Origin of the sequence: Streptomyces sp. LaPpAH-108, from assembly GCF_000373625.1 — a bacterium.
Classification (GTDB): domain Bacteria; phylum Actinomycetota; class Actinomycetes; order Streptomycetales; family Streptomycetaceae; genus Streptomyces.
In genome coordinates, this window is record NZ_KB891997.1 from 37,981 (window position 1) to 58,458 (window position 20,478).

Sequence of the window (20,478 nt, forward strand, 5' to 3'; positions counted from 1 at the left end):
CCCCGGTCGTACGGCCCTGGTCATACGACTCTGGTCATACGGCTCTCGTCATACTGCGGGGATGAATCCCGACCCGAATCCCGAACTGGCCGCCCCGGGCGGCCTCGTGGCAGCGCTGGAGCAGGAGGCGGCCCGGCTCGGACTCGACCTCACGGTGCTGCCCCACAGCCACGAGCCGCGCACCTCGGCGCGCATACCCTCCGTCGTCCCCGAGCGCGATCCGCTCGGCGTGCACATCGTGTCCGGGAGCCGTCAGTTCCGGGTCGGCGGAGGAAGCCAGGGCATCGGGATGGTCAGCGGCTGGGCCACCGACCTGTCGGACGTGGTCCGGGCGGGTGCCGCCTGGCGCCGGGGCGCGAGCCTGCGCGAGATGAAGGCCGAGGCGCCCTTCCTGGAGTACGACGGACTCGCCGAGGCCCATGAGCGCGGGCCCGCCGCCGTGGTCGCACACCAGTGGCGGGAGATGCGGCGACTGGCCGCGAAGGCACCGGACTTCACCGCCTTCGCCGCCCTCGTGGAGGCGGCCCACGCCGAACCCCGGCTGCGGCAGCTCTACGTCTTCTCCAGCCACTGGACGCTCGGCTTCAGCTCCTGCACCGGATATCCCTTCCGGGACGAGATCGCCGTCGCCCCGCCGGTCAAGAGCGAGCCGTATCGCGTGATGAGGCGTCCGCTCAGAGCCGCCCTCGGCGAAGCCGCCACGGCCGAGGAGGCCGTCGCCCTGGCGGTGTCCCACCTGCGCGCCGACATCGGCCCGGCCGTCTCGGGTACGGCCCGGCGGGACTGAGGCAGGGGGCTCGACCAGGTGATATCGAACCCGGTTTCGCCGCTTCACCCCTGCCGGTGAAGGCGTTTCCGGTGATGCGGGAGCTGCTGCTTGACTGCCCGGTGACAGGGAGTATTCGGACGCTCACCCCAAGGTGCAGACATCATGCAGACGACGGAATCCCCGTACATCCGAACCGAGGACTTCGAGGCCGTGATCCGCGATGTCGTCGCGCCCCTGGCCGACGAGGTGGACCGCGCGGGGCGCTTCCCGGGCGAGGGCATCCGGGCGCTCGGCGAGGCCGGGCTGCTCGGGCTGCTCAGCTCGCGGGAGAGCGGCGGGGCGGGCGCGGGGCTGCGCGAGGCCGCGCAGGTGATCGAACGGGTCGCGGGCGCCTGCGGCTCGACCGCCATGGTGCTGCTCATGCACTACGCGGCCGTCACCGTCCTCGACCGGTACGCCCCCGAGGCCGTACGCCGCGAGATCGCCACCGGCAACCACCTCAGCAGCCTCGCCTTCTCCGAGCGCGGCTCCCGCAGCCACTTCTGGGCCCCCGTCGGCACCGCCACCCCCGACGGCGCCGACACCGTCCTCCTGGACGCGCAGAAGTCCTGGATCACCTCCGCCGGAGAGGCCGACAGCTACGTCTGGTCCAGCAAGCCGCTGGAGAACGAGGGCGGGATGTCGCTCTGGCTGGTCCCCAGCGACAGCGCCGGACTCGACGTACGCGGCCCGTACGACGGATTCGGGCTGCGCGGCAACGCCTCCAGCCCCGTCTCCGCGAAGTCCGTCTCCGTGCCCCGCACCGCGCTGCTCGGCACCGACGGGGAGGGCCTGGCCACCGCCCTCGAAGTGGTGCTGCCCTACTTCCTGGTGCTCAGCGCCGCCTTCTCGCTCGGCGTGACCGAGGCCCTGCTGAACCTCACCGCCGCCCACCTGCGCGAGACCCGCCTCGTCCACCTGAACCAGACGCTGGCCGAACAGCCGATCGCGCGCAACCAGTACGCCGCCCTGCGGCTGCGCGCCGACGCGCTCCGCGCGATGCTGGAGGAGACACTGACCGCCGTGGAGAACGGACGCCCGGAGGCCACCCTGCGAGTCCTCCAGATCAAGGCCCTCGCCGCCGAGACCGCCGCCGAGGTGGCCGACGGCACGATGCGCCTGTGCGGCGGTGCCGCCTTCCGCCGCGAGACCGGGGTCGAACGCCGCTTCCGCGACGCGCTCGCCGCCCGCGTGATGGCCCCGACCACCGAGGCGCTGCACGACTTCTGCGGCCGGGCCGAGCTGGGCCTGCCGCTCTTCGAGGAGGCGTGATGACCGAGCTGCTTCTCGGCGCCGTCGCCTACGACCCCAAGGTCGTCACCATCTGGTCCGGCTTCCGCGACTGGCTGCGCGACCAGGGCCTCCCCTTCGACTTCGTGCTCTACGCCCACTACGAACGCCAGGCGCAGGACCTGGTCGACGGCCGCATCGACGCCGCCTGGCACTCCCCGCTGGCCTGGCTGCGCACCCGCCGCCTGGCCGACGCGCAGGACACGGACGTGACGTCGCTCGTCATGCGCGACACCGACCGCGACCTGACCTCCGTCGTCGTGGTCCGCGCCGACAGCGCCATCCGCGAGCCCGCCGACCTCAAGGACAAGACCGTCGCCGTCGGCGCCGTCGACTCACCGCAGTCCACCCTGATCCCGCTGCACCACCTCGCCGACCTCGGCCTGGAGCCGGGCACCGACTTCGAGGTGCGCCGCCACGACACCGGGGTCGGCCTGCACGGCGACCACATCGGCGGCGAACGCGACGCGGCCCGCGCCCTGATGGCCGGGGAGGCGGACGCCGCCTGCATGATCGACGCCAACCATCTGCTGTTCGGCCAGGAGGGCACCCTCCCGCCCGGCGGCACCCGGGTGCTCAGCCAGACCGCGCCCTACGACCACTGCGTCCTGGCCGCAGGTCCGTCCATCGACCCCGAACTCGCCGACCGCTTCACGGAGTTGCTGCTCTCCATGGCGTACAGCGACCCCGAGGTGCGCCGCCTGCTCGACCTCGAAGGGCTCACCCGGTGGGTGCCCGCACGGGACACCGGGTTCGGGCAGCTCACCGCCGCCGTCGACGCCACCGGTTTCTACGACCCGGACGGCCGGATCACCGCCGCCGACTACCGGCCATGACCACCGGCACCGCCTCGGCCGACCTCGGCACCCTCGGCTTCGAGCAGGGCGCGCGGCTGCTGCTGACCCGCGTCCTGCGCCAGGTGCCGCCCGGCACCCCCGTCGAGATCACCGGGACCGATCCGGCACTCGCGCTCCACCTCGCGGCCTGGTGCCGTCACGAGGGGCACGAACTGGAGCGGTCCGACCCGCGCGAGACCCCGCTCGTCGCGCGGGTCCGCCCGGGGCCCGCCGCGACCGCCCGCCTCCACGGCGCGGAACGCGCGGGCGGCCCGGCGAGCACCGAGATCGCCGACCGGGCACCCCTGCACTGGGGCCTCGCCGCACGCGGCGCCCTGGTGGAGGCGGGCGGCCCCGAGATCCCCTTCGCGGTGGCCGACCGCGACGTGGCCTGGACCGAGCTGGCCCCCCGGCTCTACCGCCAGGCCACCGCCTCCCAGTGGAACCCCGAGGCGGCCGTCGACTGGGACGCCGAGTTCACCCTGCCCGACGAGATCGAGGACGCCGTCGTCCAGGTCATGACCTACCTCGTGGAGAACGAGCAGGCCGCCCTGGTCATCCCCGGACGGCTCCTCGTCCAGGTCCACCCGCACTTCCGCGAGGTGCTGCAACTGCTCGCCGTGCAGGCCGCCGACGAGGCCCGGCACGTGGAGGTCTTCACCCGGCGGGCCCTGCTCAAGGGCGGCGAGATGGGCACCTCCTCCGTCGGCGGCCGTGCCTCGCTGGCCACCCTGCTCACCGAACCCGACTTCTCCATCGCCTCCTTCCTGCTCTCCGTCCTCGGCGAGGGCAGCTTCCTCAACCTCCTGTCCTTCCTGGAACGCCACGCCCCCGACCCCGTCACCCGCCGCATCAGCCACCTGGTGCGCACCGACGAGGCCCGGCACGTCGCCTTCGGGGTCGGCCACCTGGAACACCGGGCCGGAGTCGACCCGCTGCTGCACGGACGGCTGCGCGCCGCCGTGGAGCGACGGCACGACGCGCTGATCGGCACCGCCGGACTCAACCAGGACGTCTTCGACTCCCTGGTGCTGCTCGCCGCCGGTTCCTGGGAACCCGAGGACATCGCCCGGGGCTGGCAGGCCGTCCAGGAACTCCAGCAGGACATGGACGAGGGCCGCCGCCACCGGCTGGCCCGGCTCGGCTTCCCCGACGACGAGGCCGCCGCCCTGTCCGCACTGCACACCCGCAACTTCATGTGAGGCCCCCGCCGTGAACGGACCGTACGTCGCCCCGCCCGATCCGACCCGCGACGGCGCACGAGTCGTCTACCTCGACCACAACGCCACCACCCCCGTCGACCCCCGCGTGGTCGACGCGATGCTGCCGCTCCTCGCCAGCGGCTTCGGCAACCCCTCCAGCGGCCACGCCTACGCCGCAGCGCCCCGCCACGCACTGGCCCGCGCCCGCCGCCAGGTCGCCGCGCTCATCGGCGCCGACCCGGCGGAGATCGTCTTCACCGGCTCCGGGTCCGAGGCCAACAACCTCGCCCTGCGCGGCGCCGTACTCGCCGCCCCCGAGAACCGGCGGAGGGTGATCACCCAGGTCACCGAGCACCCCTCCGTCCTTCAGACCTGCCAGGCCCTGCACCGGCTCGACGGCGTCGAGGTGACGTATCTGCCGGTCGACGCGCGCGGCCTGGTCGACCCCGCCGACCTCGCCGCCGCGCTGGACGACCGCACCGCCGTCGTCTCCGTCATGGCCGCCAACAACGAGACCGGCACCCTCCAGCCCGTCGCCGACCTCGCCCGCCTCGCCCACGACCACGGCGCCCTCTTCCACTGCGACGCCGCCCAGGCCGCGGGCAAGGTCCCGCTCGGCATCGGGGCGCTCGGCGCCGACCTGCTCACCGTCGTCGGCCACAAGATGTACGCCCCGAAGGGCGTCGCCGCCCTCTGCGTACGCACCGGGGTCCGCCTGGAGCCCGTGGTGTACGGCGGCGGCCAGGAGCGCGGTCTGCGCGCGGGCACCGAGAACGTCGCCCTCGCCGTCGCCCTCGGCACCGCCGCCGACCTCGCCGACCGGGAACTGGCGGCGGGCGAGGCACAGCGCCTGACGGGGCTGCGCGACCGCTTGCACCGGGCGCTGGAGCGGGCCCTGCCGGGCCGGGTGCGCCTCAACGGCTGCGCGCGGCGGCTGCCCGGCACCCTCAACATCAGCGTCGAGGGCACCACGGGACACGACCTGCTCGCCGCCGCCCCCGGCCTCGCCGCCTCCACCGGGTCCGCCTGCCACAGCGGCGCCCACACCCCCTCGCCCGTGCTGAGCGCCATGGGCTTCGACGACACCCGCGCCCTCGGCGCCGTACGCCTCTCGCTCGGCCGCTGGACGAGCGCCGAGGACGTCGACCGGGCGGCCACCGCCCTGGCCGAGGCCGCCCGCGCACTCGTCCCGGCCCGCTCCGGCGCGCTCTGACCTGGCCCGCGCGTCCTCCCGGACTTGCGGCCCGCTCCCCAGCCGGTAGCGTCGACAAGAGGCTAGGCCCCTTGCGCGAAGGAGCGGGCGGATGATCAAACGGTTGCTGGACATGTGGCCGGTCTACCGGCAGATCACCGGAGCCGACTGGCTGGGCCGGGGCAAGGCCGTCCAGTCGAAGCGGTCCCGCACGCTCAAGCCGCGCACCGAGGAGGCAGACCGGGTCGTGCACTCGGTCTGCCCCTACTGCGCGGTGGGCTGCTCGCAGAACGTCTTCGTGAAGGACGAGAAGGTCATCCAGATCGAGGGCAACCCGAACTCCCCGGTCAACCGGGGACGCCTGTGCCCCAAGGGCTCGTGCAGCAAGCAGCTCGTCACCGGGCCGCAGCGGGAGAACTACGTGCTCTACCGGCCGCCGTACGGCACCGAGTGGCAGCGCATGGACCTGGACACGGCCATGGACAAGGTGGCCGACCGGGTCCTGGACGCCCGGCGCCGGGGCTGGCAGGACACCGACGACCAGGGCAGGGCGCTCCGCCGCACCCTGGGCTTCGCGGGCCTGGGCGGCGCGGCGCTGGACAACGAGGAGAACTACCTCATCAAGAAGTTGTTCACCGCCCTCGGCGCCATCCAGATCGAGAACCAGGCGCGTATTTGACACTCCGCCACCGTTCCCGGTCTGGGAACCTCGATCGGCCGTGGCGGCGCCACCAACTACCCGGAGGACCTCACCAACGCGGACTGCATCATCCTGATGGGCTCGAACATGGCCGAGGCCCATCCGGTCGCCTTCCAGTGGGTGACCGAGGCCAAGGTGCGCGGCACGCACATCATCCACATCGACCCGCGCTTCACCCGCACCAGCGCGCACTCCAACCAGCACGTGCGGATCAGGGTGGGCAGCGACATCGCCTTCCTCGGCGGAGTGGTCAACTACATCCTCTCCCACGACCTGCACTTCAAGGAGTACGTGCAGGCGTACACCAACGCCACGTTCCTGGTGAACGAGAACTTCCAGGACACCGAGGACCTGGACGGCCTCTTCAGCGGCTACGACCCCGAGACGGGCAGCTACGACAGCTCCAGCTGGGCGTACGAGACCGTCGAGGAGGGTGCCGACGGACGGCAGGGCAGCACGCTCATCTCCGCCACCCCCGCCCAGGCGAAGGGCGGCCACGAGGCACCCCCCGGTCAGCCCGGCACGATCGCGACCGACCCCACCATGACGCACCCGCGCTGCGTGCTCCAGATCCTCAAGCGGCACTACTCCCGGTACACACCGGAGATGGTCGAGCGGGTCTGCGGCATCACTCAGCGGCAGTTCCTCGACGTGTGCCGCGCCTGGACCGAGAACTCGGGCCGCGAGAAGACCACCGCGCTCATCTACAGCGTGGGCTGGACCCAGCACACCGTCGGCGCCCAGTACATCCGGGCCGGTTCCATCGTCCAGATGCTGCTCGGCAACCTCGGGCGGCCCGGCAGCGGCATCCTCGCCCTGCGCGGCCACGCCAGCATCCAGGGGTCCACGGACATCCCGACGCTGTACAACCTGCTGCCCGGCTACATGCCGATGCCCAACGTCACCCACCACACGCTGGAGAAGTTCGTGGAGGACGTGCGGCACGTCTACCGCAAGGGCTACTGGTGGAACGCCGACGCCTACATGGTCTCCCTGCTGAAGGAGTACTGGGGCGACGCGGCCACTCCGGAGAACAACTTCTGCTACGACTACCTGCCACGCATCGACGGCGACCACGGCACGTACCAGACGACCATGGACATGATCGCCGGGAAGGTCTACGGCTACTTCCTGATGGGGCAGAACCCCGCTGTCGGCTCGGCGAACGGGCAGCTCCAGCGCCTCGGCCTGGCCAATCTGGAGTGGCTGGTCGTCCGCGACCTCGCGATGATCGAGAGCGCGACCGTCTGGCGGGACTCCCCGGAGATCGAGCGCGGCGAGATCGTCACCGAGAAGTGCCCCACCGAGGTGTTCTTCTTCCCCGCCGCCTCTCACGTGGAGAAGTGCGGCACCTTCACCCAGACCCAGCGCATGGTCCAGTGGCGTGACGTGGCCGTCGAACCCATCGACGACCGCCGCTCCGACCTGTGGTTCTTCTACCACCTCGGCCGGATCCTCCGGGAGAAGCTCCAGCACTCCGAGGACGAGCGCGACCGTCCCCTGCTCGACATGGCCTGGGACTACGAGATGGAGGAGGGCGACGAGCCCTCGGCCGCGGACGTCCTGCGCCACATCAACGGCATCGACCTGAAGACCGGCCGCACCCTCAGCACCTACGAGGACCTCAAGAACGACGGCTCCACCAAGTGCGGCTGCTGGATCTACACCGGCGTCTACGCGGACGAGACCAACCTGGCCCGGCGGCGCAACTCCCGCTTCCAGCACCCGATCTCGGAAGGCCAGTGGGCGTTCGTGTGGCCGCTGAACCGGCGGATCCTCTACAACCGGGCCTCCGCCGACCCCGAGGGCCGCCCGTGGAGCGAGCGCAAGGCCCTGATGTGGTGGGACGAGGAGAAGCGGGAATGGGTCGGCGGCGACAAGCCCGACTTCCAGCGGCACAAGCCACCGGACTTCCGGCCCGCGCCGGACGCGCACGGTCCGGAAGCACTCTCCGGCGACGACGCCTTCATCATGATGGGCGACGGCAAGGCGGCGCTGTACACGCCGACCGGCCTGGTGGACGGGCCGCTGCCCACCCACTACGAGCCGGAGGAGTCGCCCGTCCGCAACCCCCTGTACGGGCAGCAGTCCAACCCGACGCGGACGATCTACAAGAAGACCTTCAACCCCTACAACCCCTCGCCGCCCCAGCCGCACGAGGAAGTGTTCCCGTACGTGTTCACCGCGTCGCGGTACACCGAGCACCACACGGCGGGCGCGATGAGCCGTACCCTGCCCTACCTCTCGGAGCTGCAGCCCGGGCTCACCGTCGAGGTGTCGCCGGAGCTGGCCGCCGAGCGGGGGCTGCATCACATGGGCTGGGCCCATGTGATCACCAGCCGTACCGCGGTGGAGGCCAAGGTGGTCGTCACCGACCGGCTGGCGCCGCTGAAGCTCGACGGCCGCACGGTGCACCAGATGTGGATGCCCATCCACTGGGGCAACCTCGGCATCACCGTCGGCGACGTGACCAACGACCTGATCGGCGTCGTGCTCGACTCCAACGTGCTGATCCAGGAGAGCAAGGTCATCACCTGCGACATCCAGCCAGGGCGGCGGCCCCGAGGCCCCGAACTCCTGGCGTACGTCGCGGAGTACCGGCGCCGCGCCGGGGTCACCCTGGACACCGGCACCCACGAATTGACGGTCGACTACCCCGAGGCCGACATGTCGTCCGGCGCCCCTGACGGGCAGCAGCCGGGCCAGGGCGGCACGTCCTCGCCGGGCTACGGACCGGAGGCATCCTCATGAGCACGGACATGGACCACACGGCCAAGGACGGGGCCAAAGGCACCGCCGGGCAGCCGGAGGAGGGCTGGGACAACAGCTTCTTCGGCCCGCTGGCCGACCCGGCCGGAGACGCCGGATACCCCGAGGACCACCCGCCCCGGATGGGCTTCTTCACCGACACCTCCATCTGCATCGGCTGCAAGGCCTGCGAGGTGGCCTGCAAGGAGTGGAACGCCGTCCCGGCCGACGGCTTCGAGCTGACCGGCATGTCGTACGACAACACCGGCTCGCTCGGCGCCAGCAGCTGGCGGCACGTCGCCTTCATCGAGCAGGACCTCAGACTCGGCGACCAGGACTCCGGTCTGGTCGGCCTGCCCACCGGCCCCTCCGGCACCGAGACGGCCGCCGAGACCGTCGCCGGGGCGCTGCGCAAGGGCCACCGGGCGGGCGGTGAACTCGGCACCGAACCGGTCGACCTGGGCTTCCCCAGCTTCGACCTGCCCGGCGCCGGGAGCGGCGAGGAGACCCGGCAGGACTTCCGCTGGCTGATGTCCTCCGACGTGTGCAAACACTGCACCCACGCGGGCTGCCTCGACGTCTGCCCGACCGGCGCGCTCTTCCGCACCGAGTTCGGTACCGTCGTCGTGCAGCCCGACATCTGCAACGGCTGCGGCTACTGCGTCTCCGGCTGCCCCTACGGCGTCATCGACCGGCGCCCGGTCGACGGCCGCGCCTGGAAGTGCACCCTGTGCTACGACCGGCTCAAGGGCGGCCTCGAACCCGCCTGCGCCAAGGCCTGCCCCACCGACTCCATCCAGTTCGGCGAGCTGGACGAGCTGCGCGAACGCGCCGACCACCGCCTGGCCCAGCTCCAGGACGCGGGCGTGAAGTCCGCCCAGCTCTACGGCCGCGACCCCGAGGACGGCGTCGGCGGCGACGGCGCCTTCTTCCTGCTCCTCGACGAGCCCGAGGTCTACGGACTGCCGCCGGACCCGATCGTCACCACCCGGGACGTGGGTTCCATGTGGAAGCACGCCGGAGTGGCCGGCGCGCTCATGGTGGCCGCGACCGCCGCCGTGTTCTTCAAGGGAGGACGCCGATGACCGACGGCCATGGCGCACGGCCTGCCACCGGCAACGGCGGCCGCAAGCGGAAGAAGAAGCACGGCGGCGAGGAGTCGATGGTCCCCGACGCCGACTTCAAGTCCTACTACGGCCGCCCCGTGCTCAAACCCCCGGTCTGGGAGTGGATGGTCCCCGCCTACCTCCTGACCGGCGGCCTCTCGGCGGGCGCCACCCTGCTCTCCGTCGGCGCGGACCTCACCGACCGGCCCGCGCTGTGCCGGTCCTGCCGCATCGGCGGCTTCGGCGCCCTGCTCGCCTCCAGCTACCTCCTCATCGGAGACCTCGGCCGCCCCCTGCGCTTCCACCACATGATGCGCGTGGCCAAACCGACCTCCCCGATGTCCATGGGCACCTGGATCCTCATGTCCTACGGCCCGGGCAGCTCCCTGGCCGGAATGGTCGAGTGCCTGCCGAAGTCCTGGCGCACCCACAGCCGTTACGGCCCTCTGCTGAAGTGGGTCGCCCGGCTCAGCGGCATGTCCGCCGCCGTGATCGCGCCCGCCCTCGCCTCGTACACCGCCGTCCTCCTCGCCGACACCGCGGTGCCCGCCTGGCACGGCGCCTACCGGGAGATGCCCTTCGTCTTCACCGGTTCCGCCGCCGCCAGCGCCGCGGGCCTCGCCCTCGCCACGACGCCGCTGAAGGAAGCGGGCCCCGCCCGCAAACTGGCCGTCCTCGGCGCGGCGATCGAGATCACGGCGGCCCGCCTCATCGACCGCAAGCCGGACTTCGAGACCTCCACGTTCACCCACGGCGAGCCGCACCATCTGCGGCAGACGTCGGAGCGCCTCACCCTCGCCGGCACCCTTGTCGCCGTCACCCTCGCCCGGCGCAGCCGCGTCGCCGCCGTGCTCGGCGGCCTCGCCCTCGTCGCGGGCAGCGGCTTCCAGCGCTTCGGCACCTTCGAGGCGGGCGTGGAATCCACCAAGGACCCCATCTACGTGGTGAAGCCGCAGCGCGAACGCCTCAACGCCCGCCGCGCGGAACAGGAGAGGCAGCGGCAGGAAGAGGAGGAGCGGGAGCGCACGCGCGAGCAAGAGGGGGAACAGCGGGGCGGTCAGTGACCGGACTGCGGCAGGGCGGCCACTGACCGTCCCTGGCCGGTGTGGCGCGGGTGCCCCGGGGCCCCGGCCGTCGTAGCCTGGCAGGTGCCTCAGCCGGTCAGGCCAGAACGAGGGTGCCCGATGGACCGCCGTCACGCCTCCGCCACGGACGCCGCCCCGCCCGTCGACGCACGGCGGCGGCTGCCCCGTACCGACGTGCTGCTGGCCGATCCCCGGCTGGACGCTGCCGCGCTGCGCCTGGGGCGCGACTTCGTCAAGGAGGTCGTCGCCCGCGTCCAGGACAAGGCCCGCACCGGCGAGGTGCCGATCGCCGAGATCGCCGACCGCGCGGTGGCCGCCCTGCCCGCCACCGCCTCCGCGCTGCGCCCCGTCCTCAACGCCACCGGCGTCCTGCTCCACACCAACCTCGGCCGCGCGCCGCTCTCCGAGGCCGCCCGCGACGCCGTCCTGGCCGCCTCCGGCACCACCGACGTCGAACTCGACCTCGCCACCGGCGCCCGTTCCCGGCGCGGTCGCTCCGCACTCGACGCCCTGCGGCGCGCCGTACCGGCCGCCGGGGACGCCCATGTCGTCAACAACGGCGCCGCCGCACTCGTCCTGGCCGCCACCGCGCTCGCCCAGGGCCGCGAGATCGTCGTCAGCCGGGGCGAGATGGTAGAGATCGGCGACGGCTTCCGCCTGCCCGACCTGCTCGTCTCCACCGGCGCCCGGCTCCGTGAGGTCGGCACCACCAACCGCACCACCCGTGCCGACTACGCCGCCGCGATCGGCCCCGACAGCGGCTTCATCCTCAAGATCCACCCCTCCAACTTCCGTGTCACCGGCTTCACCAGCGAAGCCACCGTGACCGAACTCGCGGGTCTCGGCGTCCCCGTGATCGCCGACATCGGCTCCGGACTGCTCGCCCCCGAACCCGCCCTGCCCGACGAACCCGACGCCACCACCTGGCTGCGCGCCGGAGCCTCCCTGGTCACCGCCAGCGGCGACAAACTCCTCGGCGGCCCCCAGTGCGGACTCCTCCTCGGCGACGCCGACCTCGTACGACGCCTGGCCCGGCATCCCCTCGCCCGCGCCCTGCGCGTCGACAAACTCACCCTCGCCGCCCTGGAGGCGACCGTCCGCGGCCCCCTCACCCCGACCGCCGCCGCCCTCCGCGCCGACATCGGGGAACTGCGCGAGCGTGCCCAGCGGCTCGCCGCGATGCTCCGCGCCGACGGCGTCGACAGCCGGGGCGTCGACAGCGAGGCCGTCGTCGGCGGCGGCGGCGCCCCCGGCGTCACCCTGCCCAGCGCCGCCGTCTCCCTGCCCACCGAGTACGCCGCCCGGCTGCGCCAGGCGGACCCCGCCGTCATGACCCGCGTCGAGAACGGCCGCTGCCTGCTCGACCTGCGCGCCGTACCCGAGGAATCCGACGCCCAACTCGCCGAAGCCGTACGGCAGTCCAAGCCCGCCGAGGACACCGCCACCACCGGAACCGGGAGCTGACCGTGCACGTCGTCGCCACCGCCGGACACGTCGACCACGGCAAGTCCGCCCTGCTGCGCGCCCTCACCGGCATGGAACCCGACCGCTGGGCCGAGGAACGCCGCCGGGGCATGACCCTCGACCTCGGCTTCGTCTGGACCCGGCTGCCCGGCGCGGGCGACCTCGCCTTCGTCGACGTACCCGGCCACGAACGCCTCGTGGGCAACATGCTCGCCGGAGTCGGCCCCGTCCCCGCCGTCCTCTTCGTCGTCGCCGCCGACCAGGGCTGGCAGCCCCAGTCCGAGGAACACCTCGCCGTCCTGGACGCCCTCGGCGTACGGCACGGCCTGCTCGCCGTCTCCCGCAGCGACCTCGCGGACCCCGAGGCCACCCGCGAACAGGCCCTCGCCCGCATCGCGGAATCCTCCCTCGGCAAGATCCCGAGCGTCGCCGTCAGCCCCGTCACCGGACAGGGCCTGGACGACCTGCGCGCCGCCCTCGCCCGGCTGACCGCCGAACTGCCCGCCCCGGACCTGGACGGCGACGTACGGCTCTGGGTGGACCGCTCCTTCACCGTGCGCGGCCACGGCACCGTCGTCACCGGCACCCTCGGCGCGGGCACCCTGCGCGTCGGCGACCGGCTCCACCTCGCCCGCGACGGCGCCACCCTGCGGGTGCGCGGCCTGGAGAGCCTGAAGGAGACCCACCAGGAGATCGGCGCAGTCGCCCGGGTCGCCGTCAATGTCACCGGACCCGGCGCCGCGACACTGCGCCGGGGCGACGCGCTCCTCACCCCGGACCGCTGGCTCACCAGCGACACGATCGACGTACGGCTGCGCGGCGACGCCGCCCGCGACCTGCCCCGCGAACTCACCTTCCACGCGGGCTCGGCGGCGGTCCCCGTCACGGTCCGCCCGCTCGGCGCGGACACCGCACGGCTGCGCCTGGCCGCACCGCTCCCGCTGCGCGTCGGCGACGACGCGCTGCTGCGCGACCCCGGACGCCACCGTGTCCCGGCCGGGATCACCGTGCTCGACGTCCGCCCGCCCCGGCTCACCCGGCGCGGCGCCGCAGCCGCCCGCGACCTCGAACTGAGCACCACGCCAGGGCGTGCCGACGGCGCCGCGGAACTCCGCCGCCGCGGCCTGATCCGCCGCACCGACCTGCTCGCCATGGGCGTACCGCCGCCCGCCGAACCCGTCGCCGGGGACTGGCTCGCGGACCCCGACCACTGGGCGGCCCTGAAGACCCGCCTGGCGGAAGCGGTCGAACAGCACGCCGCCCGCCACCCCCTGGAGCCCGGGCTGCCCCCGGAAGAGGCCCGGCACGCGCTCGGGCTGCCGGACCGCGCCCTGGTCGACGCCCTGCTCGCCCAGTCGCCCGGCCTGCGCCGCAGCGAGGGCCGGATCTACGGCGCGGAGGCCCGCCCCAGCCTTCCGCCCGAGGTGGAGGCGGCGGTCGCGCGGGTGCGCGCCGACCTCACCCGCGAGCCGTTCCAGGCCCCGGACGCCGACCGGCTGCGCGAACTCGGCCTCACCCCCAAACTGCTGGCGGCGGCCGAGGCGGCGGGGGCGCTCCTGCGGATCGACAAGGGACTCGTGCTGCTGCCGGGCGCGGACACCCGGGCCGCCGCCGTCCTGGCCCGCCTGGAGCAGCCGTTCACCGCGAGCCAGGCCTGCCGGGCGCTCCACACCACCCGCCGGGTCGGCATCCCGCTCCTGGAGTACCTGGACCGGCACGGCCACACCGTGCGCGTGGAGGGCGCCCTGCGCCGCTGCCGGAGCGCGGAATGAGGGGCGCGGAGCGAGGGGGCCGCGGAATGAGGGAGCGCGGGATGCTCCGACCGCTCCGGCTGAGGGAGCGGGGACTGGCGGAGACGAACGGGAATCGAACCCGCCTGCCCGAGTTGCTCGGACACCTCGGTTTTGAAGACCGGGAGGGCCACCAGGCACCCATGCGTCTCCCCGCGGGCCGTCACCGGGCGGATGCCCCGGCCACGCGCACATCGAACCCCCGCCCCCGCCCCGAGTCAACACGCCACACGGCATCCCCCGAGGACACGTCCCGAACGCCCCACCCGCAGATGTGAGCGAGGACTGAGACAGCCATGACCGACACCCGTACCGCCCCCGAGCGCGACACCGTGCGGCTCACCCAGTACGCCCACGGCGGCGGCTGCGCCTGCAAGATCCCGCCGGGCGAGCTGGAGGAGATCGTCACCGGGCTCACACCCCCGGGCTCGGCCACGGACGACTTGGTGGTGGGCCTGGAGCACGGCGACGACGCGGCGGTGGTCCGGCTGCCCGGCGGGCTCGCCGCCGTCGCCACCGCGGACTTCTTCACCCCCGTCGTGGACGACCCCTACGACTGGGGCCGCATCGCCGCCGCCAACGCCCTCTCCGACGTCTACGCCATGGGCGGCACCCCGCTCGTCGCCGTCAACCTGCTCGGCTGGCCCCGCGACGTGCTCCCCTTCGACCTGGCCCGCGAGGTGCTGCGCGGCGGCATGGACGTGGCCACCCAGGCGGGCTGCGCGGTCGGCGGCGGCCACAGCGTGGACGACCCCGAGCCCAAGTACGGCATGGCCGTGACCGGCGTCGTCGACCCGGACCGGCTGCTGCGCAATGACGCCGGGCGGGCCGGGGTGCCGCTGTCGCTGACCAAGCCGCTCGGCCTGGGCGTGCTCAACAACCGGCACAAGACGACCGGCGAGGTCTTCCCGCAGGCCGTGGAGACGATGGTCGCCCTCAACCGCGACGCGGCGCGGGCCGCACTGGACGCGGGCGCCGTCTGCGCCACCGACGTGACCGGCTTCGGCCTCCTCGGCCACCTCTACAAGATGGCGCGCGCCTCCGGGGTGAGCGCCGTCATCGACTCCGCCGCCGTCCCCTATCTCGACGGCGCCGTGGAGGCCGCCCGCGAGGGGTACGTCAGCGGCGGTACGCGGCGCAACCTGGACTGGGTCGCGCCGTACACGGACTTCGGCGCCGCCGACGAGCTGACCCGGCTGCTCCTGGCCGACGCCCAGACGTCCGGCGGGCTGCTCGTCGCGGGGGAGGTGCCGGGTGCGCCGGTGATCGGGGAGCTGGTGCCGGAGGGGCCGTACCGGCTGGTGGTGCGCTGACGGAGGCTGTGGAGAGGGCCTGTCGACGGGGGTCTGCTGACGGGGGCGCCTGCGGGCGCGTTCTGCGGGCGGGTTTGTCGGCAGGCCCGTCCGTCAGGCGCTGGCCAGGGACACCTCGGTCGACTTGATGAGCGCGACGACGCGCGTACCGGCCGCCAGCCCGAGGTCGTCCACCGCGTCCCTGGTGATGGCGGCCGTCAGCTCGCCCGCCTCCACCGTGACCTTCACGGCCGCCATCGAGGGGCCCGCGGTCACCTCGCTGACCGTGCCGGGCAGCTGGTTGCGGATGGACAGCCCTTCCACCCGCCCGGTGGCGAGCGCGACCTCGGTGGACTTCATCATGGCCCGCACGGCGGAGCCCTCGGCCAGCCCGAGATCCCGGACGGCGTCCTCGGTGATCGCCGCCGTGAGGTCCGGGCCGCTCTCGACCCGCACCCGCACGGTCGCCATCGCCTCCCCGTGCGCGATCTCGGTGACGGTGCCGGGAATCTGATTGCGAATGCTCAGGCTCATGACGTTTCTCCTGTGAATGCGGTGGTGTCTGTTCAACCTAAGCGCGCTGTGCCGAGGCGTTTTTCGAGTGGTCGCATTCGCTGCCTGCGGGGGCGTATCAGCCCGGTAAATCAGAGGAGGGCTCCCCCGGTCGGCTCAGGGAGGCCCGGACGCACCCCTGAGCGGCACTCTCCGCATCTGCGTGGTTCCAGTGGCCTTGTGGCTCGCATGTGCGGCCTGATGTGACGACGATCCTGGCATTTGCGTGTGCATGTAGGGCCCTTTCGCTGTGCCGTGGGTCACGTTCTTGGGGGTCGCGGGGGTGGGGGAGGGGGCTGATCGGGTGAGCGCCGGAGGGCCCCTCGGGGTGGGGTGCGGGTCGTAGGGTGCCCTCAAATCCCTTGCTGAGCAGGCGAGTTGGCGTGATCGCGGTGTCCATCTGTCGCGCGGCCATGTCTCGTCGGTTTAGTTGAAATCCGTACAGATAGGTAGCTCCTATCAAGCGGTCGAATTCCCTTCTTTGACGGCCTCGGGTGCCCGGGTGGAAGGTTGTTATCGACACGGAAACCGGAAAGGAATTCCGGAGCTGAATTCCGTGGTCTCACACAGGAGGAAATCGTGGCGAAGATTGTCTGTGTTCTGTACCCGGACCCGGTGACGGGTTTCCCGCCGAAGTACGCCCGCAACGATCTGCCGAAGATCGAGGGTTACCCGGGTGGTCAGACCCTGCCGTCGCCGAAGGCGATCGACTTCACCCCCGGTGAGCTGCTGGGCAGTGTCTCGGGTGAGCTGGGCCTGCGCCGCTTCCTCGAAGAGCGCGGTCACACCCTGGTCGTCACTTCGGACAAGGAGGGTCCGGACTCGGAGCTGGACCGTCACCTGCCCGACGCGGACGTGGTGATCTCGCAGCCGTTCTGGCCCGCCTACCTCACCCCCGAGCGCATCGCCAAGGCCCCCAAGCTCAAGCTGGCCCTCACCGCCGGTATCGGCTCCGACCACGTGGACCTGGACGCGGCGATCGCCCGCGGCATCACGGTCGCCGAGGTCACCTACTCCAACTCCATCAGCGTCGCCGAGCACGCCGTGATGATGGTGCTGTCCCTGGTCCGCAACTACCTGCCCTCGCACAAGTGGGCGGCCGAGGGCGGCTGGAACATCGCCGACTGCGTCTCGCACTCCTACGACCTGGAGGGCATGGACGTCGGTGTCATCGCCGCCGGCCGGATCGGTGTCGCGGTCCTGCGCCGCCTGAAGCCGTTCGACGTCAAGCTCCACTACACCGACAAGCGCCGGCTGCCCAAGGAGATCGAGGAGGAGCTGAACCTCACCTTCCACCCCACCGCGCAGGACCTCGCCAAGAACGTCGACGTGGTCTCCATCCACGCCCCGCTCCACCCCGAGACCCTGAACCTGTTCGACGAGAAGCTCCTGAACAGCATGCGCAAGGGCTCCTACATCGTGAACACCGCCCGCGCCCAGATCGTCGACCGCGACGCCGTGGTCCGTGCCCTGGAGTCGGGTCAGCTCGGCGGCTACGCGGGTGACGTGTGGTACCCGCAGCCCGCCCCGGCGGACCACCCGTGGCGCACCATGCCGTTCAACGGCATGACCCCCCACATCTCCGGCACCTCCCTCACGGCCCAGGCGCGTTACGCGGCCGGTACGCGGGAGATCCTGGAGAACTTCCTGGACGGCACCCCGATCCGCGACGAGTACCTGATCGTCGACGGCGGCAAGCTCGCCGGCACCGGCGCCGCCTCCTACACCGCGGGCGACAAGAAGAAGTAAGCCCCCACTGGCTGTGACAGGGGCGGACGATACCGGTCTCGCCCGCCCCGGCCACGGTCCCCTCGTCCGGAGTTTCTCCATCGCCGGTGTGGGCCGGGTTACTCCGACGTGGACAGGACGGAATTTCCGTCGGCATAAGAGGTCGTTTTCTCCGGGGGTGAAAAACCGGAGGGGACGACCTCTTGCCGTGTAATCGAAGAATTTCCTCATAGGCGCCACTCGACGCCGTCATAATCGTTGCCTATCGAGACGAGTGCCGTTCTCGACGGGCATCAGCACCGAGAGAGTCACCGTGCCCATTCCCCTTCAGCACGCCTTGGAAGAGCAGGCCGCCGCAGCGCGGACCAAGGTGTCCCAGCTTCGCAGCCCCGGCCGCTATCTGCTGCTCTCCGCACTCGCCGGAGCCTTCATCGGCGTGGCCGGTGTGCTCCTCATCATGGTGACCGGGCCGCTCAGCGCCCAGCACTCCGCGTGGACCAAGCTGGTCCAGGGCGGTGTCTTCGGTATCGCGCTGATCCTCGTCGTCTTCGCCGGGTCGGAACTGTGCACCGGCAACGTGCTGACGATGACCCAGGGAGTGACCCGGCGGCGCGTGTCCCCGCTCGGCGCGATCGGCGTCATCGTCTTCTCCTTCATCGGCAACCTGATCGGCTCGATCGTCTTCGCCTGGATCGTGCACAGCGCCGGTGTCCTGGACATGGTCGGCGTCCCCGGCAAGCCCGCACCCGGCGCCACCCTGCTCTCCGGCATGCTGACGACGAAGATCCACGAGAGCACCGAGGCCCTGTTCTTCCGTGGCGTCCTGTGCAACTTCCTGGTCTGCCTGGCCCTGTGGACGGCAGGCCGCACCCGCTCCGACGGCGCCAAGATCGCCCTGATCTTCTGGTGCCTGCTCGCCTTCATCGGCTCCGGCTTCGAGCACGTCGTCGCCAACATGACGTACTTCTCGCTCGGCCTCTTCCAGCACGTCCCCGGCGTCACGATCGGCTCCTTCGCCCGTGACCTGCTCTTCGTCGGCCTCGGCAACCTGGTCGGCGGCGCGGTCCTGGTCGGCATCGCGTACGGCGTGATCGCCCGCCCGGCCAAGGGCGCCGGTGCGCAGGTCGATCCGCAGACCGGAGCGGTCATCGCTCCGCAGACCGGTGTGCGGGCCGATGCGCCCAGCGCTCCGCAGGCCGACACGCCGGTCAGCGCTCAGGCCGCCGTCCCCGTCGAGACCACCAAGAGCTAGCGCTCCGCCCGCCCTTGCCCCGTTCCCCGCCGCTCGCCCCTCCCCAGAAAGGCCCTCTCCCATGCCCAGCACCGGCACCACCAAGCCGCCCCGGATCCTCATCGTCGGCGGTGGCTACGTCGGTCTGTACACCGCCCTGCGCCTCCTCAAGAAGCTGCGCAAGCACGAGGCCACCGTCACGGTGGTCGACCCGCGCCCGTACATGACGTACCTGCCCTTCCTCCCCGAGGCCGCCGGAGGCAACATCGCCGCCCGCAACCTCGTCGCCCCGCTGCGCCCGGCGCTGAAGGGGGCGGAGGTCGTCACCGGTCATGTCGTCGCCGTCGACCACCAGGCGAAGACCGCCACCATCGTGCCCGCGGCGGGCGACGAGTACGAGCTGCCCTTCGACTACCTCGTGGTCGCCACCGGCTCCGTGTCGCGCACCTTCCCCATCCCCGGTCTCGCGGAGCACGGCATCGGCCTGAAGACGGTCGAGGAGGCCATCAGCCTGCGCAACCACGTGCTGTGGCAGCTCGACAAGGCCGACTCCACCAGTGACCCGGAGGTCCGCCGCAAGGCGCTCACCTTCGTGTTCGTCGGCGGCGGCTTCGCGGGTGTGGAGGCCATCGGCGAGATCGAGGACATGGCCCGGGACGCGGCGGAGAACTACGGCAACGTCAGCCGCGACGACATGCGCTTCATCATGGTCGAGGCCGCGAACCGCATCCTCCCCGAGATGGGCCCCGACCTGGGCGTATGGACGATGCAGAAGCTGGAGGAGCGCGGCATCGAGGTCTACCTCAACACCTCCATGGAGTCCTGCCTGGGCCAGCACGTGGTGCTGAAGAACGGCGTCGAGACCCCCGCCGCCACCCTCGTCTGGACGGCCGGCGTCAAGCCCAGCCCGCTGCTCGCCGACTTCGGCCTGCCGCTCGGCCCGAAGGGCCACATCGACACCGCGCCCACCCTCCAGGTGCAGGGCATGGACCACGTCTGGGCCGCCGGTGACAACGCCCAGGTGCCGGACCTCGCGTCGGGCGAGGGCGCCTGGTGCCCGCCGAACGCGCAGCACGCCGTACGCCAGGCCCTCGTCCTCGGCGACAACGTCATCGCCCGGCTGCGCGACGACGAGCCGAAGGTGTACCGGCACAAGAACCTCGGTGCGGTGGCCAGCATCGGTCTGCACAAGGGCGTGGCCATCCTGTTCGGCAAGTACAAGCTCAAGGGCCGTCCCGCCTGGTGGTTCCACCGGCTCTACCACGGCAGCCGGGTGCCGACCATGAACCGCAAGCTGCGGGTCTTCCTCGACTGGACGCTCGCCATCTTCCTGCGGCGCGAGACCGTGGGCCTGCCCGCGATGGCGCACCCGCGCGACGCGTTCGTGGACGCCTCCCTCTCCGAACCGCTGCTGCGCCGCGCGGACCGGGCCAACAGCCTTTCCTGAGCGGGGA

General features: G+C 72.1%; 15 protein-coding genes and 1 tRNA gene. 14 read left to right on the forward strand and 2 right to left on the reverse strand.

Annotation, left to right across the window (positions count from 1 at the left end; all coding sequences use genetic code 11):
• Window positions 1–61: 61 nt before the first annotated feature.
• The 10 genes from B079_RS0124805 to selB all read left to right on the forward strand — a co-directional run bounded on the left by B079_RS0124805 (window position 62) and on the right by selB (window position 14,203).
• A complete protein-coding gene (locus tag B079_RS0124805; protein WP_018548548.1) occupies window positions 62–787 on the forward strand; it encodes a DUF6193 family natural product biosynthesis protein in 726 nt (241 codons plus the stop codon).
• A gap of 144 nt (window positions 788–931) precedes the next feature.
• The gene (locus tag B079_RS0124810; RefSeq protein ID WP_018548549.1) at window positions 932–2,080 is read left to right on the forward strand and encodes an acyl-CoA dehydrogenase family protein; all 1,149 of its coding nucleotides are present in this window, start codon (window positions 932–934) and stop codon (window positions 2,078–2,080) included.
• On the forward strand, window positions 2,080–2,934 hold the full coding sequence (locus tag B079_RS0124815) for a phosphate/phosphite/phosphonate ABC transporter substrate-binding protein (protein WP_018548550.1): 855 nt from the start codon (window positions 2,080–2,082) through the stop codon (window positions 2,932–2,934). The genes B079_RS0124810 and B079_RS0124815 overlap by 1 nt, the downstream gene beginning before the upstream one ends.
• On the forward strand, window positions 2,931–4,136 hold the full coding sequence (locus B079_RS0124820) for a hypothetical protein (protein WP_018548551.1): 1,206 nt from the start codon (window positions 2,931–2,933) through the stop codon (window positions 4,134–4,136). Before B079_RS0124815 ends, B079_RS0124820 begins: the two co-directional genes overlap by 4 nt.
• A gap of 10 nt (window positions 4,137–4,146) precedes the next feature.
• Entirely contained in the window at window positions 4,147–5,349 is a 1,203-nt protein-coding gene (locus B079_RS0124825) for a cysteine desulfurase family protein (RefSeq protein ID WP_018548552.1), read from the forward strand.
• Window positions 5,350–5,440: 91 nt separating this feature from the next.
• A complete protein-coding gene (gene fdh / locus B079_RS32685) occupies window positions 5,441–8,779 on the forward strand; it encodes a formate dehydrogenase (protein WP_267880480.1) in 3,339 nt (1,112 codons plus the stop codon).
• Window positions 8,776–9,861, forward strand: a complete 1,086-nt coding sequence (locus tag B079_RS0124840) for a 4Fe-4S dicluster domain-containing protein (RefSeq protein ID WP_018548555.1) — start codon at window positions 8,776–8,778, stop codon at window positions 9,859–9,861. The genes fdh and B079_RS0124840 overlap by 4 nt, the downstream gene beginning before the upstream one ends.
• Window positions 9,858–10,946: an NrfD/PsrC family molybdoenzyme membrane anchor subunit gene (gene nrfD / locus B079_RS32690; protein WP_018548556.1), complete on the forward strand. Its 1,089-nt coding sequence runs from the start codon at window positions 9,858–9,860 to the stop codon at window positions 10,944–10,946. Before B079_RS0124840 ends, nrfD begins: the two co-directional genes overlap by 4 nt.
• Window positions 10,947–11,066: 120 nt before the next feature.
• Window positions 11,067–12,431: an L-seryl-tRNA(Sec) selenium transferase gene (selA, locus tag B079_RS0124850; protein WP_018548557.1), complete on the forward strand. Its 1,365-nt coding sequence runs from the start codon at window positions 11,067–11,069 to the stop codon at window positions 12,429–12,431.
• Between the two features lie 2 nt (window positions 12,432–12,433).
• Window positions 12,434–14,203, forward strand: a complete 1,770-nt coding sequence (selB, locus tag B079_RS0124855; RefSeq protein ID WP_018548558.1) for a selenocysteine-specific translation elongation factor — start codon at window positions 12,434–12,436, stop codon at window positions 14,201–14,203.
• Between the two features lie 75 nt (window positions 14,204–14,278).
• On the opposite strand, the gene B079_RS0124860 is transcribed toward selB, so the two are convergent.
• Window positions 14,279–14,374 (reverse strand) — tRNA-Sec (locus tag B079_RS0124860).
• A gap of 143 nt (window positions 14,375–14,517) precedes the next feature.
• On the opposite strand from B079_RS0124860, the gene selD reads away from it, so the two are divergent.
• Window positions 14,518–15,534: a selenide, water dikinase SelD gene (gene selD / locus B079_RS0124865; protein WP_018548559.1), complete on the forward strand. Its 1,017-nt coding sequence runs from the start codon at window positions 14,518–14,520 to the stop codon at window positions 15,532–15,534.
• Between the two features lie 93 nt (window positions 15,535–15,627).
• Here selD and B079_RS0124870 read toward each other — a convergent pair whose 3' ends face one another.
• A complete protein-coding gene (locus tag B079_RS0124870) occupies window positions 15,628–16,047 on the reverse strand; it encodes a TOBE domain-containing protein (protein WP_018548560.1) in 420 nt (139 codons plus the stop codon).
• Window positions 16,048–16,644: 597 nt separating this feature from the next.
• On the opposite strand from B079_RS0124870, the gene B079_RS0124875 reads away from it, so the two are divergent.
• From B079_RS0124875 to B079_RS0124885, 3 genes are all read left to right on the forward strand, one after another.
• Window positions 16,645–17,814: an NAD-dependent formate dehydrogenase gene (locus B079_RS0124875; protein ID WP_018548561.1), complete on the forward strand. Its 1,170-nt coding sequence runs from the start codon at window positions 16,645–16,647 to the stop codon at window positions 17,812–17,814.
• 292 nt (window positions 17,815–18,106) lie between these two features.
• A complete protein-coding gene (locus B079_RS32695; protein ID WP_051095299.1) occupies window positions 18,107–19,045 on the forward strand; it encodes a formate/nitrite transporter family protein in 939 nt (312 codons plus the stop codon).
• A gap of 61 nt (window positions 19,046–19,106) precedes the next feature.
• Entirely contained in the window at window positions 19,107–20,471 is a 1,365-nt protein-coding gene (locus B079_RS0124885; protein WP_018548563.1) for an NAD(P)/FAD-dependent oxidoreductase, read from the forward strand.
• The last annotated feature ends 7 nt before the right edge of the window (window positions 20,472–20,478 follow it).